Here is a 20082-nt window from a genome sequence, read left to right as displayed (position 1 = left end):
GGTCAGGTCGGGGGGTTGTCCAGGGCGGTGGCGAGGCGGTCGATGACGTGCTGCCAGTGGGTGCGTTGGCGTTCGCGGTGGTCGGCGTCGGTGAGGTGTTCCTGGTGGAAGCGCAGGGTGGTGCCGGTGGGGGTGGCGCGGACGGTGGTCTGGATGGTGGTGGTGCCGTGGGTGAGGCGGATGCGGTCGTGGTGGCGGTAGCCGCGGACCTCTCCCCCGGTGTCGCCGTCGGTGGTGTACCGGGTGGTGCGGGTGGGGTTGGGGGGCAGGGTGGTGCCGGGGCCGACCCAGGTGGCGAGGCCGTGGGGGCTGGTGAGCAGGTCCCAGACGGCGGGGAGGGGGTGGGGCAGGGTGCGGGAGACGCCGATCTGCCAGCCGGCGTCCTTGGTGAGCCCGGTGGGCATGGTGTCCGTCCTGGGGGTGCGCTGGGTGTGGTGTGGTCACGGTAGGCGGTTTCCGGGCGCACGGGCACCCCCGGGTCCGCGTGGGGCCCGGGGGTGTGGTGTGTGGGGTTGTGGGTGTCAGGCGACGTGGTCGGTGGTGACCTGCGGGGGCCAGTGGCCGATGCGCAGGATGCCTTCGGAGTAGGCCTTGGCGACCAGTGCGGAGCGGTTGGGGGACTTGAAGGTGCGGAGCATCGCGGCGACGTGGTACTCGATGCCCTGGCGGCTGAGGAAGAGCTTGGCGGCGAGTTGGACGGTGGTGTTGCCCGCGGCGATGCCTTCGAGGACGCGGGCGTCGATCTCGCTGAGGGGGCGCCTGCGGGTGGTGCTCTGGCGTTGGGGTTCGCCGCCGCGGTCGGGGCGCATGAGCAGGACGATCTTGCTGACCTGGCCGTTGTCGGCGCGCACGGCCATGCCGGTGAGGTCGCCGAAGAAGACGCCGTCGTCGGGGCGCAGGCCGACCAGGCGGGCGGAGAAGCGGTCGTGGCGGTTCTCGCCGAGCCGGGTGAGCTGCTGGACGACGACCTGTTCGACGCTGGGGTGGACCAGGTCGCGGAAGTCGCGGCCGCAGACCTCGGCGGCGCTGCGGCCGAACTGGTAGAGGAAGCCGCCGTTGGCCTCGATGACGCGCAGGTCGCGGTCGAGGTTGGCGATGCAGACGTCGGCCATGTCGGCGGTGGGCCTGCGTTCGTGGCCGGGTTTGCGCTCGGTGCCGGGCCGGTCCGGTGTGTGGCGTTCGGTGCTGTGGCGTTCGACGTTGTGGCGTTCGATCTGCGCGGAAGTCGTGTCCATGACCGCACTCATGAAGAATGCCTCCCCCACTCGCTTCGCTTGTGGCCGCGTGGTGTCCGCACCAGGCGTGGACTGGTCCTCCCTGGGGACTTCGCCGGCCCGGGAAGGTGGGTCAATAACGAACCAACTGAACTGAACGTAGTCATTTGCCTTTTTGTGGTCAACGAATTCCGGGGGGCGGTGCCTAACACTGGGGTAGGTGCGGTCGAGGTGCGGAGTGCGGTGGGGCGGGCTTCGGTACCCGTACCGGTGGGCGGCGGAAAGGGGGGTTTGCCTGCGGTGATGCCGGTGGATCGGTGGTGCGGGGGCGGTGTGGCCGCAGGGTTGGGGGCGGGGTGGTCACGGGCTGCGACGGGCGGGGGTCCGTTCGCGGGAACTCGGGTGTCTGGTGTGGACATCGGTGGTCACCGACCGTCGGGGTGTCCTGGCTCACCCAGCCCCGGTGCTGAAACCAGTTCCGTGCGCCGGGATACGCCGAGTTTGCGGTAACAGCTGGTCAAGTGCTTTTCCACCGTTCTCCGGGAAACACCTAGTTCTGCGGCGATGCGTTCGTTGGACAGGCCGTTCACGGCGAATTCGGCCACTCGTCGCTCGGTGTCGCTGAGCGCGGTGGCGGGGCGGGGTGGGGGGTGGTCGGCGGGGGCGCCGAGGCGGCGGGCGCGGGCGGCGAGCCAGTCGGCGCCGCAGGCCTGGGCGAGGGTGAGGGCTTCGCGGGTGTGGTCGCCGGTGGTGGGCCCCTCCCCCGCTGCCCTGGCGCGGTCGAGCAGGGCGAGGGCCAGGCCGAGGGGGTCGTGGGCGGGGCGCAGGGTGGTGATGGCCTCGTCGAGCAGGTCGGTGGCCTCGGTGGGGGGTGCGAGGGCGGCGCGGACGCGCAGGGCGCGGCCGAGGGCGGTGGGGGCGGCCCAGTGGCGGGCGCGGTCGAGGTCGTCGTCGGCGAGGGCGCGGGCGGAGCCGGGGTCGCCGAGGGCGTGGTGCTGGCGGGCGGCCCAGGGGCGCCAGGGGAACAGGACGGGGTTGTCCCAGCCCGCGGCGGTGAGCAGGGCGCCGCAGGTGGTGAGGTGTTCCAGGGCGGTGCGGGGGTCGGTGCGGGCGGCGGTGGTGGCGCGCAGCATGAGGGTGGTGGCGCGCAGGTGCAGGCCCGCGGTGTGGTCGGTGTGGTGGGTGCAGAGGGTGAGGACGTGGGTGGCGAGGCGGTGGTCGTGGGTGGTGATGGCGACCGGGGCGAGTGCGGCGAGGGGGAACGCGGAGAGGGTGCGCAGGCCGTCGGGGGCGAGGTCGAGGGCGTGCCAGGCGGCGGCGCGGGCGGGGGTGTGCATGCCTGCTTGGGCGAGGGCGGCGGCGTGGTGGCAGAGCAGGGCGGCGCGGTCGGTGGGGGTGGTGTGATCGTGGTCGGTGGTGCGCAGGGCGCTGTCGAGCCAGGTGGTCGCGGGGGTGGGGGCCCCTGCGGCGAGCAGGGTGGTGAGGGCGAGGGTGGTGGTGCCGGTGGGGTCGCGGCGTTGGGTGGGTTCGTGGTGCAGGACGCGTTCGGCGTGGGTGGCGAGGGTGGGGGCGGGGTGCAGGGCGGCGAGGGTGGAGCGGTGGAGCAGGGCGGTGAGCAGTTCGCGGTCGGCGGTGGTGGTGGCGGGGGGTTCGGGGCCGAGGGTGTCGAGGCGGGTGCGGGCGGCGGTGGTGGTGGTCGGGTCCTCGGAGGTGGTGATCCAGTGGCGGGCCTCGACGCGGCGGGCGGGGTCGGTGCGGGTGGTGCCGGTGGTGGTCGCGGTGGTGTGGGTGGCGGTGAGGGTGGTGGCGGCGCGGGAGCCGGGGGTGGTGGGCAGGCCGGTGAGCGGGAGCAGGGCGAGTGCTTCGGCGCGGTCGCGCCAGGTGCGCAGGCCGGGGAGGGCTTGGGCGAGGTGGCGGTGGGCGGCGGTGGTGTCGTGGCGGGTTTCGGCGGCGGCGAGGTCGACCAGGGCGCGGGCGCGGTCGGTGGGGGTGGTGGCGGCGTGCAGGGCGCGGCGCAGGTAGCGGGTGGCGTGGTGGGGGTGGCCGTGGTGCAGGGCGGTGTCGGCGGCGGCGCGCAGCTCCCCCGCTGTCCACGGTGGGTCGGTGTCGGGGGTGGTGGCGAGCAGGTGTTCGGCGACGGTGGTGGGTGGGCTGCCCGCGTCGTGCAGGGCGTGGGCGGCGCGCAGGCGGTAGCGGGTGTGGTCGTCGGCGCTCATGAGTTCGTCGACGACGGCGCGCAGGAGGGGGGCGGTGAAGCGGGGTGGGTCGCCGGGGGCGAGCAGGCCGAGGCGGGTGAGCTGGTGGAGGGTGTCGGTGGTGGCGACGGGGTCGGTGGTGGTGAGTTCGCCGAGCAGGTCGGTGGTGGCGTCGTCGCCGAGGGCGGCGAGGGCGCGGACGCAGGCGGTCATGTGCTCGGGGAGGGTGGCCAGGGCGCCCGCGACGCGTTCGCGCAGCCACCAGCTGCGGCCCGCGAGGCCGTGGGTGAGGTGGTGGGGGTCGGTGGGGGTGCCGTGCAGGGCGAGGTCGTGGGCGAGGGCGCGCACGAGCAGGGGGTTGCCCGCGGTGGCGTGGTGGCAGGCGGTGGCGAGGTCGCCGTGGACGCCGAGGAGGCGGGCGACGGCGGGTTCGCTGAGGGGGGCGGGGCGCAGTCGGGTGGTGGCGGTGGCGGTGAGGTCGCGCAGGGCGGGGTCGGTGGTGCCGGGGTCGCCGTCGCGGATGGCGCAGACCAGGGCCAGGGGGAGGGTGGTGAGGCGGTGGCCGGTGCTGCGGCGCAGCCAGCCGAGGGAGGGGCGGTCGGCCCATTGCAGGTCGTCGACGAGGACGACGACGGGGCGGTCGCCGGTGGCGCGGTCGGCGAGGTCGGGGGTGTGGCCGGTCGGCCGGTGGTCCGGGTGGTGGGGGTGGCCGAGGAGGCGGCGGGCGGTGGTGAGCGCGGTGGTGCGGTCAGTGGGGGTGGCGGCGGTGGTGAGCAGGTCGGCGCCGTCGTGGTCGGCGAGGTCGGCGGCGAGGTCGAGCAGGGCGGACTTGCCCGCGCCGAGGGGGCCGGTGACCAGGGTGAGGGAGCCGGTGCCCGCGTGGGCGGCGCGCAGCGCGGCGCGCAGGGCGGCCGCTTCGGCGTCGCGTTCGGCGGGCACGGTGGTCATCCGCGGGCCCCGTGGGCGTCGAGGGCGCCGGGGAGTTGGTGCCTGCCCCGGATGTCGAGCTTGCGGTAGACCTGGGTGAGGTGCAGTTCGACGGTGCGCTTGGTGACGGCGAGCCGGTCGGCGATGGTGGCGTTGGAGGCGCCGGTGGCGGCGAGTTCGGCGACGGTGCGCTGGGAGCGGGAGAGGCGGTCGGGGGCGGGGGTGTGGCCGGTGCGCTGGGTGAGGGCGTGCAGGCGGGGGGTCAGGTGGGTGAGGTTGTGGTGGTGCAGGAGGGTGGCGGCGCGGTCGATGAGGTGGGGGTCGGGGTCGAGTTCGGCGAGGGTGAGCAGGGCGGTGGCCAGCGGGGGGTGGGCGCCGCCGCGGGAGAGCAGGGTGACCGCGTGGCGCAGGTGGGCGCGGGCGGTGTCGGGGTCGGGGTGGGCGGTGGCGGCGCGCAGGTGGGCGGTGCCGATGGCGGTGGGGGTGCCCCAGTGGGCGGCGGCGGCGAGTTCGTCGGCGGTGAGGGCGGCGGCGTCGTCGTGGTGGCCGAGTGCGGTGAGGCTGGCGGCGGCGTGGCCGCGCCAGGCGAGGACCTGGGGGTTGTGCCAGCCCGCGGCGGCCAGGTGCCTGCCCGCTTCGCGGAAGTGGGCCACGGCGTCGTGGTGGTGGCCGAGGGCGGCGGCGAGCAGGCCGCGGGTGTGGGTGAGTTCGGCGGCGGCGAGGGTGCCGCCGGTGGGGGTGGCGGTGGCCAGTGCGGTGTGGGCGGGGTCGGTGTGGCCGCGCAGCAGGTGCAGTTCGGCGCGGGTGGTGGCGGTGGCGGCGTGCAGGTCGGGGTGGGCGGTGCCGGGTGGCAGGAGGGTGTCGAGGTGGGTGAGGTGGTCTTCGGCGGTGCGCAGGTCGCCGGTGGCCAGGGCGGTGCGGGCGCGGGTGAGCAGGGCGCGGGGCAGCAGGGCGGGGGTGCCGCGGCGGTGGGCTTCGGTGATGAGCTGGTCGGCGCGGCGGGCGGCGTCGGTGAGGTCGTCGGTCAGGTGCAGGGCGGTGACGGCGGCGAGTTGGGTGCTGATGAGGGTGTCGGTGACGGGGTGGGCGAGGGCGGCGCGGGCGAGGCCGCGCACGCGGGAGGGGCGGGTGCCGCGCAGGGCCAGGCGCAGGGCGGCGGTGGCGGCGAGGTCGGGGTCGGCGGGGCGTTCGGGCAGGGGTGGGGTGGTGGTGGCGCGGTAGCCGAGGTGGTCGTGGTCGAGGGTGTCGGCCAGCCAGTAGGTGGCGAGGAGGCGGTTGCGGTCGACCAGGGACAGGGTGGGGGCGGCGAAGGCGGTGGGGACCTCGCGGCGCACGGTCCTGGTGGCGCCGGTGGCCAGGAGCAGGTCGGCGGCGTGGGCGCGGTGGGTGCCGGTGTGCTCGCCGGGGGTGCCGCGCAGGACTTGGGTGAGGTGCCGGTGGCCTGCGTGGTGGTGGGCGGCGAGTTCGGTGGCGGCGAGGTCGAGCAGGAGGCGGGCGCGGGCGTCGGGGTCGAGGGGTTCGCGCAGGGCGCGGGTGAGCAGGGTGGTGGCGCGGTGGTGGTCGCCGGCGGCGCGGGCGTGGGTGGCGGCGGTGGTGAGGGTGGCCGCGGCCCAGGGGGTGCCGGTGGGGGGTGCGCCGAGCAGGAGGTCGGCGGTGGTGGCCGCGGGTGCGCCGGTGTGGTGGCAGTGGGTGGCGGCGCGGTGGAGCAGGGTGGCGCGGTCGGTGGGGTCCATGTGGGCGAGGACCTGGTGGGCCAGGGGTGTGCGGGTGTCGGTGGGGTGGAGCAGGTCGAGTGCGCGCAGGTGGTGCACGGCTCGGGTGGTGGCCTGGGGTGTGGTGTCGCAGAGGGTGGCGAGTGCGGGGGTGTCGAAGTGGCCCGCGCCGACGGCGATGGCTTGGAGTGCCGCGCGCAGGTGTGGGGGTAGTCCGGGCAGGAGGCGTTCGGCGCGTTCGGTGCGGGCGGTGGCGCAGAGCTGTTCCGGGGTGGGGCGCTGGTCAGGTGTGGGGTCGTCGGGGTGGTGGCGGGTGGCGGTGGTGGTGAGCAGGCCGGGGTTGCCCGCGGCGGCGTGGGCGGTGCCGGGGTGGTGGTGGCCGTGGCGGCGCAGCAGTTCGGCGGCGGCACCGGGGGTCAGGGGTGGCAGGTGCAGTTCGGTGTCCGGTGTGGACGGAGGGGTGTGGCGCAGTTCGGGGGTCTCGGCGGTGATGAGCAGCACCGGGCCTGCGGCGGTGCGGTCGGTGGTGGGGGGTGCCCAGTGGGCGTCGTCGACCAGGTGCACGTGCGGGCCTGCGGTGGTGGGGTGGGTGGTGTCCGGGGGGCCGGTCGGGTAGCAGCGGGTCCAGGCGACGGGCAGGCCCGCGGCGGCGGCCAGGTCGGCGGCGGCGGTGAGCACGGCGGTGCGCCCGGAGCCTGGGGCGCCGGTGATGCGGACGTGGCCGCCGGTGCCGAGGGTGAGCCGGTGGACGTGGTGGGCCAAGGCGGCGAGGGTGTCGTCGCGTTCGAGCAGGACGGTGGCCGCGGGTGGGGTGTTCAGGACGCCTCCCGCGCGCGGGTGCCCGGGGGTGGGGTGGGGTCGTCGCGCAGGGCGGCGGCCAGGTCGGCGCGGCTGCTCACGGCGAGCTTGCGGTAGACCTTGGTCAGGTGCAGTTCGACGGTGCTGGCGGAGACGAACAGGGCCGCGGCGGCCTCGCGGTTGCTGGCGCCGCGGGCGACGAGGTCGGCGACCTCGCGTTCGCGGGTGGTCAGCAGCCCGGTGCGGCGGGGTCCGGAGCGCATCCGCCCGCCTGCGACGGCGAGTTCGCGGCGGGCGGCGGTGGCCAGGTCCCGCCAGCCGCAGGCTTCGGCGAGCAGTGCGGCGCGGCGCAGGTGGGCGCGGGCGGTGGTGCGGTCGTCGCGGCGGAGCAGGGCGCGGCCGAGCAGGTGTTCGGCGCGGGCGTGCTCGGGGCGGGCGTGGGTGGTGGCCAGCACGCGGGCGGCCTCGGTGAGCAGGTCCACCCCGGTGGTGTCGGGTGTGGACACCCCGCGGGCGAGCAGGACCAGGCCGGTGGCCTTGGCGGTGGGCCAGGTGCGGGTGAGGTCGGCGCCGCGCTCGGCGTGGGCGGCGGCCTCGGCGGGGCGGCCGAGGGCGGCGGTGAGCAGCGCGGCCTCGCACCACCAGGGGGCGAAGGCGGGGTGGGCGATGCCGTCGTCGGCTTGGGCGTGCGCGCAGCGGTGGAGCAGGCGCAGGGCGGTGGTGGTGTCCCCGGTGGCCGCGGCGGTGCGGGCGGTCCAGAACAGGTGCAGGTGCTGTTCGCTGGGTCGGGCGCCGGGGACGTGCGCGGCGGCGGCGAGGGCGCGGGCGGCGGCGGGGTGGTCGCCGGTGTGGAACAGGCCGACGGCGTCGGCGACGGCGGCGAGGGTGCTGGGGGCGCCGCGGTGGGCGGCGTGGGCCAGGGTGGCGGCCTCGGCGTCGGCGACGGCGGTGTCGTGGTCGCCGGAGTCGCGCAGGGCCAGGGAGCGGGCGGCCAGCACCCGGCCGGTCAGGGTGGGGTCGTCGGCGGTGGCGGCGCGGGCGGCGGCGAGGTCGAGCGCGCGCAGGCCGTGCTGGGGTTCCTCGGCCAGGCACAGCACCCCGCCCAGGCGCAGCAGGGTCGTCGCGGTGGCGGGTGCGGCGGCGGTCGTGGCGGTGGGTCCGGTGGCGGTGGGTCCGGTGGCGGCGAGCAGGCCGCGGGCGCTGGCGGCGACGGCGGCGGGGGCGCGTCCGGCGAGGGCGAGGGTGGCGAGCCGGTGCACGGCCGCGGCGGCGGTGTCCGGGGCGGTGGTGGTGCGGCCGAGGTCGGCGGCCAGGGCGGCGCGGGCGTCGGGGCGGTTGCCGCAGAGGGCGGCCAGGGTGCCGGGGGGCAGAGGTGTGGTGGGGTCGGCGTGGTGGCGCCGGATGGCGTCGGCCACCTGCCGCGGTGGGGTGCCCAGGCCGGTGGCGGCCGCGCGCAGCACCGCGGCGGCGGGGTGGGTGTCGAGGGCCGGTGCGTCGAGTTCGGCGCGGGCGGCGTCGGGGTCGGTGGGCAGCAGCACCCTGGCCAGGGCCAGGCGGGGTGCGGGGTCGGTGGGGTCGGCGGTGCGGGCGCGGCGCAGGTAGGCCGCGGCGGTGCCGGTGTCCCCGGCCGCGGTGGCGTCGGCGGCGGCCTCGGCCAGCACCGGGGCCATCCACGGTTCGCGGGCGTCGGGCAGGGCGAGGAGTTGGTCGGCGACCTGGCGGGCGGGGCGGCCGGTGTCGTTGAGGACCCGGGCGGCGCCCGCGCGCAGGTGGTCCAGGCGGGGGCGGGGGATGGTGGCGAGCAGGGCCGCGCGTTCGGCGGCGGGCGCGGTGGCGTGGGCGGCGGCGCCCGCGCGCACCGCGGAGCGCACGGTGGGCAGCGCGAGGCCGGTCAGGGCGGCCAGCAGCAGCGGGTCGGCGGAGCCGAGCACGGCCGCGGCGGTGCGCACGGCGGTGGTGACCGGGTCGCGGCGGGGGGTGTGGTGGCCGTGGGGCAGGGCGAGCAGGCGGGTGCGGGGGTCGGCGGCGATGGCGGCCAGGCCTGCGTCGGCGGGCCAGGTGCGGGTGCTGTCGCGGGTGAGCACGAGCAGCACCGGGTGGGGGCCGCGCAGCAGGGCGCTGAGCAGGGCCAGGCCCGCGGTGTCGGCCCAGTGGGCGTCGTCGACCAGCAGGGCGAGCGGGCCGCGGTGGGCGGTGGCGCCCGCGGGGCCGAACAGGCCGCGTTCGACCGGGGAGGCCCCGGCGGGGCGGTGGTGGCCGGGGGTGGGGCGGGGCAGGCGGGTGGAACGGGAAGCGGAAGTGCCCTTTTCGGCCACCAGCGCGTTGTGCGCCGCGGCGATCAACGCGCTCTTGCCCGACCGGGTGGGGCCCTCGACAATGGCCGCCCGCGAGGCGCCGGAGAACACCGGGTGCGCCATCCGGGTCACCAGGTCGACCATTTCGGCGACGTGGTCGTCTGCGGTGTGGAATTGCGCCCCCGGTAAAGCTGTTCGCGCGTCGCGGCCCCCCATTGCCATCGCCACCCCCGTCGCGTCGACAGTGCGCTTGTGCTGGGCTTCCCGTGGGCATCGTAGCGATCGACCGCAACCCCCGCGGTCGCCCCCGGGTGACGCTACCGAGTCCTCACGACCTCGGGATTCGCCTCGTGAGACAGCTCACGGGGGGTTCGCGGGAATCTGTCCGCAACCGCGAGCGGTTCGCGAGTGGCACCGCCGGAAACCGCGATCACAACGAAAGAATGAACTGGGAACAACGAAAGTTGATGGTTTCGGGAATCGCCCACCCCGCCGGGGTGGGTGTCCCCCGCGAATGCCGCCCCGCACTCCCCCGACCGGCCCCCGGGTCGCTACGGTGCCCGTGTGTGGCAAGCCATGCTCAGCCCGCCCCGCGACCAGGCCCCCGAGGCGCACCGGCGCGAGGCCGCCCGGATCGCGGTCGTCGCCGCGCTGCTGGCCGCCCTCGACCTGTCGCTGGGCCTCGGTGACGCCCCCACCACCGGGTTCCTCGGCCCGCACGCCGGGCTCACCGCCCAGCTGCTCGCCGACGCCTCCCTGCTGCTGGCCGCCCGCTTCCCCCGCGCGGTGGGCGCGTTCGTGCTGCTCGTCGGCGCGGCGATGGCCATCTCCAGCCAGCTGGCCCCCGGGCTGCTGCTGCCCCCGCACCAGCTCAGCCCCGTCACCGTGCCGCGGGCGACCCCGGTGGTGGTCATCCTCGTCGCGCTGCACCAGGACCGCCGCTACGCCCTGGCCCTGACCGCGCTGTTCGCGGTGTTCGCGGGCAGGTTGTGGGCGCCGGACTGGTCGATCACCCCGTTCGGGTTGCTCAGCACCCTGGGCCCCGCCCTCGGCGCGCTGTACTTCGACGCCCGCAGGCAGCTGGTGCGGTCGCTGCGCGACCGGGCCGAGCGCGCCGAGCGCGAGCAGCTGCTGCTGGCCGAGCGGGCCCGCTTCGAGGAGCGGCGGCGGCTGGCCTCGGAGATGCACGACGTGGTCACCCACCGGCTCAGCCTCATCGTCCTGCACGCCGGGGCGCTGCGGGTCAGCTCCACCGACGAGGCCGTGCGCGCCGCCGCCGACGACATCCGCGCCTCCGGCAGCCAGGCCATGAAGGAGCTGCACGACCTCATCGGCGTGCTGCGCAGCCCCAACGCCGACGAACCCCTCGTCGCCGGGGCCGCCGAACCGGCCACCGCGGGCCCGATCGCCGCCGACCTCGACACCCTCGTCGCGGAGTCCAACGCCGTGGGCATGCCCACCGAGGTCGAGGTCATCGGCGCGGTCACCGCGCTCACCCCGGCCGTGGCGCGCACCGCCCACCGGGTCGTGCAGGAGGCGCTGACCAACGCCCGCAAGCACTCCCCCGGCTCCCGGGTGAAGATCACCCTGCGCTACCAGAACCAGGACGTGCGGGTGCGGGTGACCAACACCGCGCCCACCGCCGAGCCCGACCCGGTGCTCTCCGGCAGCGGGTCCGGCGCCGGGCTCACCGGGCTGCGCCACCGCATCGAGGTCATCGGCGGCAAGCTGGAGGCGGGCCCCACCGACTCCGGCGGGTTCCGCCTCGATGCGATACTCCCCGCATACGTCCCAACACCGGAAAGTCGGCCCCATGATCCGCCTGGTCCTCGTCGATGACGAGCCGATGGTGCTCACCCACCTGCGCACCGTCCTGGAGTCCGCGGGCGACATCACCGTCGTCGGCCAGGCCCAGGACGGCGCGGAGGCCGTCGAGGCCGCCACCCTGCACACCCCGGACGTCATGCTCATGGACCTGCGGATGCCCGGGGTCGACGGGCTCACCGCCATCGCCAGGATCGCCCGGCTGCCCAGCCCGCCGTCGATGGTCGCGCTCACCACCTTCGACGCCGACACCTACGTCCTGCGCGCCCTGCAGGCCGGGGCGTCGGGGTTCCTGCTCAAGGCCACCCCCGCCGAGGACCTCATCAGCCTGGTGCGCGCCGCCGCGGGCGGGCACACCGTGCTCTCCCCCGAGGCGATGCGCAGGCTCGTCGCCGCCTCCACCGGCGAGCAGCAGCGCGCCGACCGCGCCCGCGCGCGCATCGCCGGGCTCACCGACCGCGAGGCCGACATGCTCCGCTGCCTCGGCGAGGGCATGTCCAACGCCGCCATCGCCGCGAAGCTGCACCTGTCCGAGGCCACCGTGAAGAGCTACGTCTCGCGCATGCTCAGCAAGCTCGGCTGCGCCAACCGCACCCAGGCCGGGCTGCTCGCCCACGAGGCGGGCCTGGTCGGCTGAGCCCGGGCCCGGGCACGCTCCCCCGGCGGGGCGGCGTCGGCTCACCCGTCGTCGTGCCGGGTGGGGACGTCGGGGTGGGCGGCGGATGCGGGGACCACTGACCGGCCGACCACCGACTAGCCGACCGCGGGCGCGGTCAGCGCGTGCTCGTAGCTGGGCAGCAGCCCCCGGGCGGCGGCCTCGGCCAGCGTCGGGGCCACCGCGTCCTTGTCGGACATGATCGGCGGCGCCGAGAGGTCCCACGGGATGCCCAGCGCCGGGTCCAGCGCCTGGATGTCGATCATCGTGCCGGGCACGTACTCCGCACCGCACAGGTAGTTCATCACCGTGTCGGGCTCCAGGGCCAGGAACGCGTGCCCCAGCCCCTCGGCGATGCACACCCCGATGCCCGAGCCCGCCACCTGCAGCGTGGTGTCGAACGCGCCGAACGTGGGCGACCCCACCCGCAGGTCGACCACCACGTCCAGCGCCGCGCCCTGCACGCAGGTCACCAGCTTGGTCTGCCCCGGGGGGATCTTCGTGCCGTGGATGCCGCGCAGGGTGTTCTTCGCCGAGATCGAGTAGTTCACCTGCTCGACCCGGAACGGCCTGCCCATGGCCTCCGACAGCGCGCTGTGCCGCCACGCCTCGAAGAAGCTGCCCCTGCGGTCCGGCAGGTGCCGAGGGGTGATCCGGAACGCGTCCTTCACCGCCATCTCGACTATCTCCATGCTGACTGGCTCCCTCCGTCCGTCGGTGTCGCCGCGGCGACCCGCTCGACCACGTCCGCCGCGCGCGCGGCCCCGCCCGCCGACCCGATGGCCGAGCGCAGCGCCGCCACCGCCGCGGCCACCCCGGCGTCGGCCGCCACGGCCAGCACCGCGTCCCGCACGTCCGCGCCCGACACCGGCCCCTCCAGGCACCGGCCCAGGCCCAGCGCGGCCACGTGCCGCGCCATCACCCGGGCGTCGGGCTGCTGCGGCACGACCACCACCGGCACCCCGTGCCCGAAGGCGTCCATCAACGACCCCGCCCCCGCCTGGCACACCACCACCGCCGCGTGCGGCAGCACCGCGTGGTGGTCCAACCAGGCGTGCAGCTCCACCTCCGGCGGCATCGCCGCGGCGGTGGCACCGTCGAGGTGACCGGCGGTGGTCATCACCACCCGCCACCCGGTGCCCGCGAACGCCTCCCCGCACGCCAGGAAGAACCCGGGGTTGTCGTTGGAGGAGGTGCCCAGCGACACCAGCACCACCGGCGACCCGTCGGCGGGCGGGGACCACCCGGTGGGCGGCGGGTCGGCGGGGGGTTGCGGGCCGACGAAGGCGAACGAGCCGTCGAAGCACTCCACCCGCGGCTGGAACGCCGCGGGCACGAACACCAGGTTCGCCCGCGGCGGGCGGGCGCGCACCCGCGCCACGGCGTCCTCGCCCACCCCGAGCCGGGCCAGCCGGTCGGGCAGGCCGCGCACGAACGCCGCGATCGCCGGGTGCTCGGCGTCGAGGTCCGGGCTGCCCGGCTCCGGCTCCGACCCGTTGAGCGGCACCTCGTCGTTGCCCGCGAACCCGGGGAAGGCGCGCACCACCGGGCACCCGGCCCGGTCAGCGACCAACCCGCTGGCCGCCGTGCTCAAAGCGTCCTCCACCACCAGGTCCGGTGGGTCGTCGGCGAAGGCGGCCCACGCCGCGGGCAGCGCGGCGAAGGCCTCCTCGTAGTAGGCCACCACCACCTGCGCCAGGTCCTCGGCGGTGCGCACCTCGGGCACCGGGGCGGGGAACCGCGAGGGGTAGGTGAGCACCCGGGCGCCGGTGTCCGCAGCGGCGGCCGCGAAGCGCTCAGCGACCACCACCGACACCTCGTGGCCGCGGTCGAGCAGCTCGCGCACCAGCGGCAGCAGCGGGCGCAGGTGGCCCCACCCGGGGAAGCTGAACACCGCCACGCGCAGCGCCCGACCGCCACCGGCGGCGCGCCGGGGCGGGGTGCGGGCCTCGACCTCGTCGGCGGCGCGGCGGGCACCACCGGCGCGGGCCAGGTGCGCGGCCATCTCCCGCACCCGGCGGCCGGTGGCCTCGTCGGCGGCGGTGGCCAGCACCAGCTCCCGCAGCGCGGCGGGGGTCAGGTCGTCCGGGGTCAGCGCCGCGCCCAGGCCCAGCTCGGCCAGCCGGTCGGCGTTGGCGCGCTGCTCGTCGGTGTGCGGCAGCGCCAGCACCGGGGTGGCGCACGCCAGCGCCTCCAGCACGCTGCCCATGCCCGCCGCGCCCACGTACACCGACGCGTGCGGCAGCACGGCCAGGTGCGGCAACCACTGGTGCAGCTCCACGTTCGGCGGCACCGGGCCCACCATGTCCGGGGTGACCCGTGACCCCAGGGTCATCACCACGTGCCAGCCGGTGCCCGCGAACGCCGCCGCGCACCGGGAGAAGAACGCGGGGTCCCCGGCCTGCGCGGTGCCCAGCGACACCAGCGCCACCGGGCCGGTCCCCGGCGGTGACCACCCGCCCGCGGCGGCGTCGAGGTCGGCGGTGGAGCCGACGAACACCCGCCTGCCCGCGACCACGGGGTCGGGGGGACTGTCCGGGTGGAACTCGCGGGGGACGAACACCAACTCCCCCACAGCGTCCTCGCACCGCAGCGCCTCGATCACCGCGTCGGGCTCGTGGCCGTACCCGGCCACCAGGTCCATCGCCTCCTGCCATGCCGCGGCCAGCACGGGGTGGGCCATCACCTCCGCCGGGGAGATCGCCTCCCCGCCACCGGTCCCGGGCTGGTCGGTCCGTCCGGTGTGGACGTGGTCGGCGAAGTGGGCGTAGAGGCGGATCAGCGGCACACCCCACACCCGCGACAGCAGCCGCGCGGTGTGCGCGCCGATGTCGTCGTGCAGCAGCAGGTCCGGGCGGTCGCCGTCGAGCACGCGCACCGCCTCGGCCAGCGGGGCGAACCCCTCGCGCACCAGCTCCGCGAGCATCCCCGCGGCCTCCCCCGCGGTCGCCGCCCGCCCGAACGGCTCCGGGAAGCTCGACCGGTAGGCCACCACCCGCACCCCCGGCACCGCCGCGGACGCGGCCAGCCGCTCGGCGACCAGGTGGGTCACCCGGTGGCCCCGGCGCACGAGCTCCGCGGTCACCGGCAGCACCGGGCGCACGTGGCCGTGCCCGGGGAAGCTGAGGAACGCGTAGTGCCGCTGACGCTCTGCCGACCAGGTCACGCCACCGACCCTGCCCGCCGCCGCCCGCGGGCCACCGCCGCTAGCGCCCGGGATCCGGGGCATTCCCTAGACATCCCCGCCCACCCCGCCCGCAGACGAGGGTTCTGCCTAGTTCCGCCTTGCTACCAATGGGGAACACACCCCCCTGTCCCTGGAGGACGACATGGAGCGCCACGCCGCGACAGGCCTGCTCCGCAAGCCGGACGGGACCCTGCCGCACCGGCTCGCACGATCCGCGGCGACCCTCGACGGCGCCACCCCCAACTCCGAGCTGGCCGACTGGATCGCCGAGCGCAACGCCGCGCACCGCCACGAGGTCACCCGCATCCGCTTCGACCAGCTGCGCCAGTGGCACTTCGACCCCGCGGGCGGGGACCTGCGCCACGACAGCGGCCGGTTCTTCCGCGTGCAGGGCCTGTCGGTGCGCACCGACTACGGCCACGTCCGGCACTGGACCCAGCCCATCATCAACCAGCCCGAGATCGGCATCCTCGGCATCCTCGTGCGCGAGGTCGACGGGGTCCTGCACTGCCTGATGCAGGCCAAGTCCGAGCCCGGCAACGTCAACGGCGTCCAGCTCTCGCCCACCGTGCAGGCCACCAAGAGCAACTACACCCGGGTGCACGGCGGCAAACCCGTGCCGTACCTGGACTTCTTCCGCGACCCGCCGCCCGAGCAGGTGCTCGCCGACGTGCTCCAGTCCGAGCAGGGGTCGTGGTTCTACCGCAAGCGCAACCGCAACATGGTCGTGGAGGTCACCGACGACCCCCGCTTCGACGACGGCGCCGAGCTGCCCGAGGACTTCCGGTGGCTGACCCTGGGCCAGCTGCACGCGCTGCTGCGGGTGGACAACCTGGTCAACATGGACGCGCGCACCGTCCTGTCGTGCATGCCCGCCCCGGCGCCCGCGCCCTTCGGCGAGCCGAGCACCGACCTCGCCGACGCGGTCGCCCGCTCCGCCCAGCCGACCGCGGGCGGGCTGCACACCACCACCGAGGTGATGAGCTGGATCACCTCCCGCCAGGCCGCCCACTACGTCGACACCACCGCGGTGCCGCTGCACGAGGTGCGGGGCTGGCGGCGCACCGACGCCGAGATCAGCCACGAGCTCGGCCTGTACTTCAGCATCGTCGCCGTCGACATCACCACCAACGGCCGCGAGGTCGCCTCCTGGAGCCAGCCGCTCGTGCGGCCCTTCGGCACCGGGGTGGTCGCCCTGCTGGTCAAGCGCGTCGAGGGGGTGCTGCACGCCCTGGTCAACGCCCGCGTCGAACCCGGCTACCTCGACGTGGTGGAACTGGCCCCCACCGTGCAGTGCACCCCGGAGAACTACGACCACCTGCCCCCGGGCGACCACCCGCCGTTCCTCGACGTGGTCCGCGCCAGCACCCCCGAGCAGGTGCTGTTCTCCACCCAGCTGTCCGAGGAGGGCGGCCGGTTCTACCACGCCCACAGCGAATACCAGATCATCGAGGTCGCCCCCGACTTCCCCGACGCGGGCCTGGCCGACTTCCGGTGGCTGACCGTGCACCAGCTCAACGAGCTGCTGCGCCACAGCCACTACGTCAACGTCCAGGCCCGCAGCCTGCTCGCCTGCCTGCGGGGCCTGCGGTGACCCCGGTGCTGCGGGTGGGGCTGCTCGGGTGCTCCTCGATCGCCCGCCGCCGCACCCTGCCCGCCCTGCGCGCCACCCCCGCCGCGGCGGTCACCGCCGTCGCCGCCCGCGACCCCCGCCGCGCCGAGGCGTTCGCCGCCGAGTCCGGCACCGGGGCCGCCGCGCTGACCTACGAGCAGCTGCTCGCCGCCGACGACGTCGACGCCGTCTACGTGTCCCTGCCCAACTCCGAGCACCACCGGTGGGCCGAGGCCGCGCTGCTGGCGGGCAAGCACGTGCTGTGCGAGAAGCCGATGACCACCACCGCCGCGGCCACCACCGCCCTCACCCGGCTCGCCGCCGAGCGCGGGCTGGTGCTGCGGGAGAACTTCACCTTCCTGCACCACCCCCAGCACGCCCGCGTCCAGCGGCTGCTGGCCGACGGGCGCATCGGGGCCCCGCGCACCCTCACCGCCGAGTTCTGCATCCCCCCGCTGCCGGGCACCGACATCCGCTACCGGGCCGACCTCGGCGGCGGGGCGCTGCTCGACGCCGGGGTGTACCCGCTGCGGCTGGCCCGGCTGCTGCTGGGCCCCGGCCTGGCCGTGGCCGGGGCCACCCTGCGCGTGGACAAGGCCCGCGACGTCGACGTCGCGGGCCTTGTCCTGCTGGTCTCCCCCGACGGGGTCTTCGCCTCCCTCGGGTTCGGCTTCCAGCACGGCTACCGCTCCCGCTACGCGGTGCACGGCGCCACCGGGACCCTCACCGCCGACAAGGCCTTCACCCCGCCCGCGACCTGGCAGCCGGTGCTGCGGGTCGAGGAGCAGGACCACACCGAGGAGCACACCCTGCCCGCCGCCGACCAGTTCGCGCTGGCCGTCGCCGCGTTCACCACCGCGGCGCTGGCGGGCCCCGACCCCACGGGGGCCGCGACCGCGGCCCCGTGCACCGACACCGCGCGGCTGGTCGACGAGGTGCTGGCGACCGCGGTCCGCGTCCCCGACCACGAGGAGCTGCGACGCTGACATGGAGATCATCGGAAAGGGCTTCATCGCGGGGCACTCCCGGCGCCACTTCGGCGACCGCTACCCCGACACCACCCTCATCGCCGCCGGGGTGTCCAGCGTCCTGATCACCGACGTCTCCGCCTTCGAGCGCGAGGCCACCCTCGTCTACGACACCCTGCGCCGCTGCCGGGCCGAGGGCCGCACCGTCATCTTCCTGTCCACGGCCAGCTCGGGCATGTACGGCGCGCCCGACTCCCCGGGCACCGAGACCGGGCCGGTGTTCCCGCTGACCCCCTACGGCAGGCACAAGCTGTGCCTGGAGAACGTCTGCGCCACCTCCGGCGCCCGGTTCCTGGTGCTGCGCCTGGCCCACATCGTCGGCGGCGGCCAGCAGCAGCACCAGCTGCTGCCCTCGCTGATCCGCCAGCTGCTCACCGGGTCGATCACCGTGCACGCCGGGGTCACCCGCGACCTGCTCGGCGTGCACGACATGATGCGCATGCTCGACACCCTGCGCGCCCGCGACGTCCACGGCGAGGTCGTCAACCTCGCCTCCGGGCGCCCGGACACCATCGAGACCGTCGTCGACCGGCTCGAACAGCGGCTGGGCACCCGCGCCGAGCGCAAGCTCGTCGACATGCCCACCAAGCGCACCACCGTCGACGTGTCCAAGCTGCGCTGGCTGGTGCCCGAGTACGACGACCTCGGCTTCGGCCCCGGCTACCTCGACACCCTGCTCGACCGCCACTTCGACGAGCTGGCCGACGACGCCCGCGCCCAACTGGGGCTCGTCCCCGCCGCCGCGGGCACCGACCAGGAGGGAGCGCGGTGAAGGGCATCATCCTCGCCGGGGGCAGCGGCACCCGCCTGCACCCGGCCACCCTCGGGGTCTCCAAGCAGCTCGTGCCCGTCTACAACAAGCCGATGGTCTACTACCCGCTGTCGGTGCTGATGCTCGCCGACATCCGCGACATCCTCATCATCAGCACCCCGGTGGACCTGCCCGCCTTCCAGCGCCTGCTCGGCGACGGCGGCGACCTCGGGCTGAGGCTGAGCTACGCCGAGCAGCCCGAGCCCAACGGCCTGGCCGAGGCGTTCCTCATCGGCGCCGACCACGTCGGGGACGACTGCTGCTCGCTGATCCTGGGCGACAACATCTTCCACGGCCCCGGGTTCTCCCAGCTGCTGCGCGCCGAGACCGCCGACCTCAAGGGCGCGGTGCTCTTCGGCTACACCGTCTCCGACCCGCACCGGCACGGCATCGGCGAGGTCGACGCCGAGGGCAGGCTGGTCTCCATCGAGGAGAAGCCCGCCCACCCGCGCTCGAACCAGGCCGTGACCGGGCTGTACTTCTACGACAACGACGTCGTCGAGATCGCCCGCGGCCTGACCCCCTCCGCGCGCGGGGAGCTGGAGATCACCGACGTCAACAACGCCTACCTCGAACGGGGGCGGGCCAGGATGGTCAACCTCGGCCGCGGGTTCGCCTGGCTCGACACCGGCACCCACGACTCGCTGCTGGAGGCCGGGCAGTACGTGCAGACCCTGGAGAAGCGGCAGGGCACCCGCATCGCGTGCCTGGAGGAGATCGCGCTGCGGATGGGCTTCATCACCGCCGAGCAGTGCTTCGCCCTGGGCGAGCGCATCGCCAAGTCCGGCTACGGCCAGTACGTCATGGAGATCGCCCGCGCCGCCGGGGGCGGTGCCTGATGCGCGTGCTGGTCACCGGCGGCGCCGGGTTCATCGGGTCCAACTTCGTCCGCCGCGCCCTCACCGGGTGGCTGCCCGGGCTCGACCCCGACGAGCTGGTCGTGCTGGACAAGTTCACCTACGCGGGCAACCCCGCCAACCTCGACCCCGTCGCCGCCGACCCGCGGCTGCGGGTGGTGCGCGGCGACATCTGCGACCCCGCCGTGGTCAAGCAGGAGATGGCGGGCACCGACCTGGTGGTGCACTTCGCCGCGGAGTCGCACGTGGACCGCTCCATCGCCGGGGCGGCCGAGTTCGTCATGACCAACGTCGTGGGCACCCAGACCCTGCTGCAGGGGGCGCTGGAGGCCGGGGTGGACCGGTTCGTGCACGTGTCCACCGACGAGGTCTACGGCTCCATCGACGAGGGCTCCTGGCCCGAGGAGCACCCGCTCGCCCCGAACTCCCCCTACGCGGCGTCCAAGGCGTCCTCGGACCTGATCGCCAGGGCGTTCCACACCACCCACGGGCTCGACGTGCGGATCACCCGCTGCTCCAACAACTACGGGCCGCACCAGTTCCCGGAGAAGGTCATCCCGCTGTTCGTGACCAACCTCGTCGACGGCGAGCAGGTGCCCCTCTACGGCGACGGGCTCAACGTGCGCGACTGGCTGCACGTCGACGACCACTGCGCCGGGATCGCCCTGGTCGCCACCCGCGGCCGCGCCGGGGAGGTCTACAACATCGGCGGCGGCACCGAGCTGACCAACCGGGAGCTGACCACCCGGCTGCTGGGGATCACCGGCCGCGACTGGTCGGCGGTGCGCCCGGTCGCCGACCGGTTGGCCCACGACCGCCGCTACTCCGTCGACATCACCAAGATCTCCACCGAGCTCGGGTACGCGCCGCGGGTGGGCATCGAGGAGGGCCTGCGCGACACGGTGCGGTGGTACCTGGACAACCGGGCGTGGTGGGAACCGCTCAAGCGCGGCTGACCGACCGGGGTC

14 protein-coding genes are annotated in these 20082 nt (G+C 75.6%); 7 read left to right on the top strand and 7 right to left on the bottom strand.

The annotated features are described in order from the left end of the window. Window positions 1-2 precede the first annotated feature (2 nt). The 5 genes from BJP25_RS10970 to BJP25_RS36125 all read right to left on the bottom strand — a co-directional run bounded on the left by BJP25_RS10970 (window position 3) and on the right by BJP25_RS36125 (window position 9284). Entirely contained in the window at window positions 3-404 is a 402-nt protein-coding gene (locus BJP25_RS10970; protein ID WP_075974699.1) for an SRPBCC family protein, read from the bottom strand. Window positions 405-521: 117 nt separating this feature from the next. Then, window positions 522-1235, bottom strand: a complete 714-nt coding sequence (locus BJP25_RS10965) for a PAS domain-containing protein (protein WP_233157997.1) — start codon at window positions 1233-1235, stop codon at window positions 522-524. Between the two features lie 404 nt (window positions 1236-1639). Then, complete coding sequence (locus tag BJP25_RS36135) at window positions 1640-4357, bottom strand: LuxR C-terminal-related transcriptional regulator (protein WP_084793869.1); 2718 nt, start codon at window positions 4355-4357, stop codon at window positions 1640-1642. After that, window positions 4354-6810: a helix-turn-helix transcriptional regulator gene (locus BJP25_RS36130; protein WP_075974698.1), complete on the bottom strand. Its 2457-nt coding sequence runs from the start codon at window positions 6808-6810 to the stop codon at window positions 4354-4356. Before BJP25_RS36130 ends, BJP25_RS36135 begins: the two co-directional genes overlap by 4 nt. Window positions 6811-6863: 53 nt before the next feature. Beyond that, window positions 6864-9284, bottom strand: coding sequence for a response regulator transcription factor (locus BJP25_RS36125; protein WP_075974697.1), 2421 nt, complete (start codon window positions 9282-9284; stop codon window positions 6864-6866). 420 nt (window positions 9285-9704) lie between these two features. On the opposite strand from BJP25_RS36125, the gene BJP25_RS10935 reads away from it, so the two are divergent. Together BJP25_RS10935 and BJP25_RS10930 are read left to right on the top strand one after the other, a co-directional pair. Then, on the top strand, window positions 9705-10979 hold the full coding sequence (locus BJP25_RS10935) for a sensor histidine kinase (protein WP_143218980.1): 1275 nt from the start codon (window positions 9705-9707) through the stop codon (window positions 10977-10979). Then, window positions 10954-11601, top strand: coding sequence for a response regulator (locus BJP25_RS10930; protein ID WP_075974695.1), 648 nt, complete (start codon window positions 10954-10956; stop codon window positions 11599-11601). Before BJP25_RS10935 ends, BJP25_RS10930 begins: the two co-directional genes overlap by 26 nt. A 116-nt stretch (window positions 11602-11717) precedes the next feature. On the opposite strand, the gene BJP25_RS10925 is transcribed toward BJP25_RS10930, so the two are convergent. Next, window positions 11718-12311 carry a dTDP-4-dehydrorhamnose 3,5-epimerase family protein gene (locus BJP25_RS10925; protein WP_075974694.1) on the bottom strand — a complete coding sequence of 198 codons (594 nt, stop codon included), beginning with the start codon at window positions 12309-12311 and terminating at the stop codon, window positions 11718-11720. Further along, window positions 12302-14785 (bottom strand): macrolide family glycosyltransferase, encoded by a 2484-nt coding sequence (locus BJP25_RS32310; RefSeq protein WP_158075630.1) that lies wholly within the window; start codon window positions 14783-14785, stop codon window positions 12302-12304. Before BJP25_RS32310 ends, BJP25_RS10925 begins: the two co-directional genes overlap by 10 nt. Window positions 14786-14948: 163 nt before the next feature. On the opposite strand from BJP25_RS32310, the gene BJP25_RS10910 reads away from it, so the two are divergent. From BJP25_RS10910 to rfbB, 5 genes are read left to right on the top strand one after another with little or no spacing between them, the layout of a single operon-like run. Further along, window positions 14949-16400: an NDP-hexose 2,3-dehydratase family protein gene (locus BJP25_RS10910; RefSeq protein WP_075974693.1), complete on the top strand. Its 1452-nt coding sequence runs from the start codon at window positions 14949-14951 to the stop codon at window positions 16398-16400. Further along, window positions 16397-17404 (top strand): Gfo/Idh/MocA family protein, encoded by a 1008-nt coding sequence (locus BJP25_RS10905; protein ID WP_198943420.1) that lies wholly within the window; start codon window positions 16397-16399, stop codon window positions 17402-17404. Before BJP25_RS10910 ends, BJP25_RS10905 begins: the two co-directional genes overlap by 4 nt. 1 nt (window position 17405) lies before the next feature. Next, entirely contained in the window at window positions 17406-18218 is an 813-nt protein-coding gene (locus BJP25_RS10900; protein ID WP_075974692.1) for an NAD-dependent epimerase/dehydratase family protein, read from the top strand. Beyond that, complete coding sequence (gene rfbA / locus BJP25_RS10895) at window positions 18215-19096, top strand: glucose-1-phosphate thymidylyltransferase RfbA (RefSeq protein WP_075974691.1); 882 nt, start codon at window positions 18215-18217, stop codon at window positions 19094-19096. Before BJP25_RS10900 ends, rfbA begins: the two co-directional genes overlap by 4 nt. After that, window positions 19096-20070: a dTDP-glucose 4,6-dehydratase gene (gene rfbB / locus BJP25_RS10890; protein WP_075974690.1), complete on the top strand. Its 975-nt coding sequence runs from the start codon at window positions 19096-19098 to the stop codon at window positions 20068-20070. Before rfbA ends, rfbB begins: the two co-directional genes overlap by 1 nt. Window positions 20071-20082 lie beyond the last annotated feature (12 nt).

Origin of the sequence: Actinokineospora bangkokensis (genome assembly GCF_001940455.1) — a bacterium.
Lineage (GTDB): Bacteria > Actinomycetota > Actinomycetes > Mycobacteriales > Pseudonocardiaceae > Actinokineospora > Actinokineospora bangkokensis.
The sequence above is the reverse complement of the archived record's forward strand: the minus strand, read 5'-3'. Positions and strand labels throughout refer to the sequence as shown.

Coding starts and splice junctions, on each gene's coding strand:
- BJP25_RS36135 (WP_084793869.1), bottom strand. CDS start 4,357: ATGACCACCGTGCCCGCCGAACGCGACGCCGAAGCGGCCGCCCTGCGC.
- BJP25_RS10965 (WP_233157997.1), bottom strand. CDS start 1,235: ATGGACACGACTTCCGCGCAGATCGAACGCCACAACGTCGAACGCCAC.
- BJP25_RS10910 (WP_075974693.1), top strand. CDS start 14,949: ATGGAGCGCCACGCCGCGACAGGCCTGCTCCGCAAGCCGGACGGGACC.
- BJP25_RS10900 (WP_075974692.1), top strand. CDS start 17,406: ATGGAGATCATCGGAAAGGGCTTCATCGCGGGGCACTCCCGGCGCCAC.
- rfbB (WP_075974690.1), top strand. CDS start 19,096: ATGCGCGTGCTGGTCACCGGCGGCGCCGGGTTCATCGGGTCCAACTTC.
- BJP25_RS36125 (WP_075974697.1), bottom strand. CDS start 9,284: ATGGTCGACCTGGTGACCCGGATGGCGCACCCGGTGTTCTCCGGCGCC.
- BJP25_RS10970 (WP_075974699.1), bottom strand. CDS start 404: ATGCCCACCGGGCTCACCAAGGACGCCGGCTGGCAGATCGGCGTCTCC.
- BJP25_RS10925 (WP_075974694.1), bottom strand. CDS start 12,311: ATGGAGATAGTCGAGATGGCGGTGAAGGACGCGTTCCGGATCACCCCT.
- BJP25_RS10930 (WP_075974695.1), top strand. CDS start 10,954: ATGATCCGCCTGGTCCTCGTCGATGACGAGCCGATGGTGCTCACCCAC.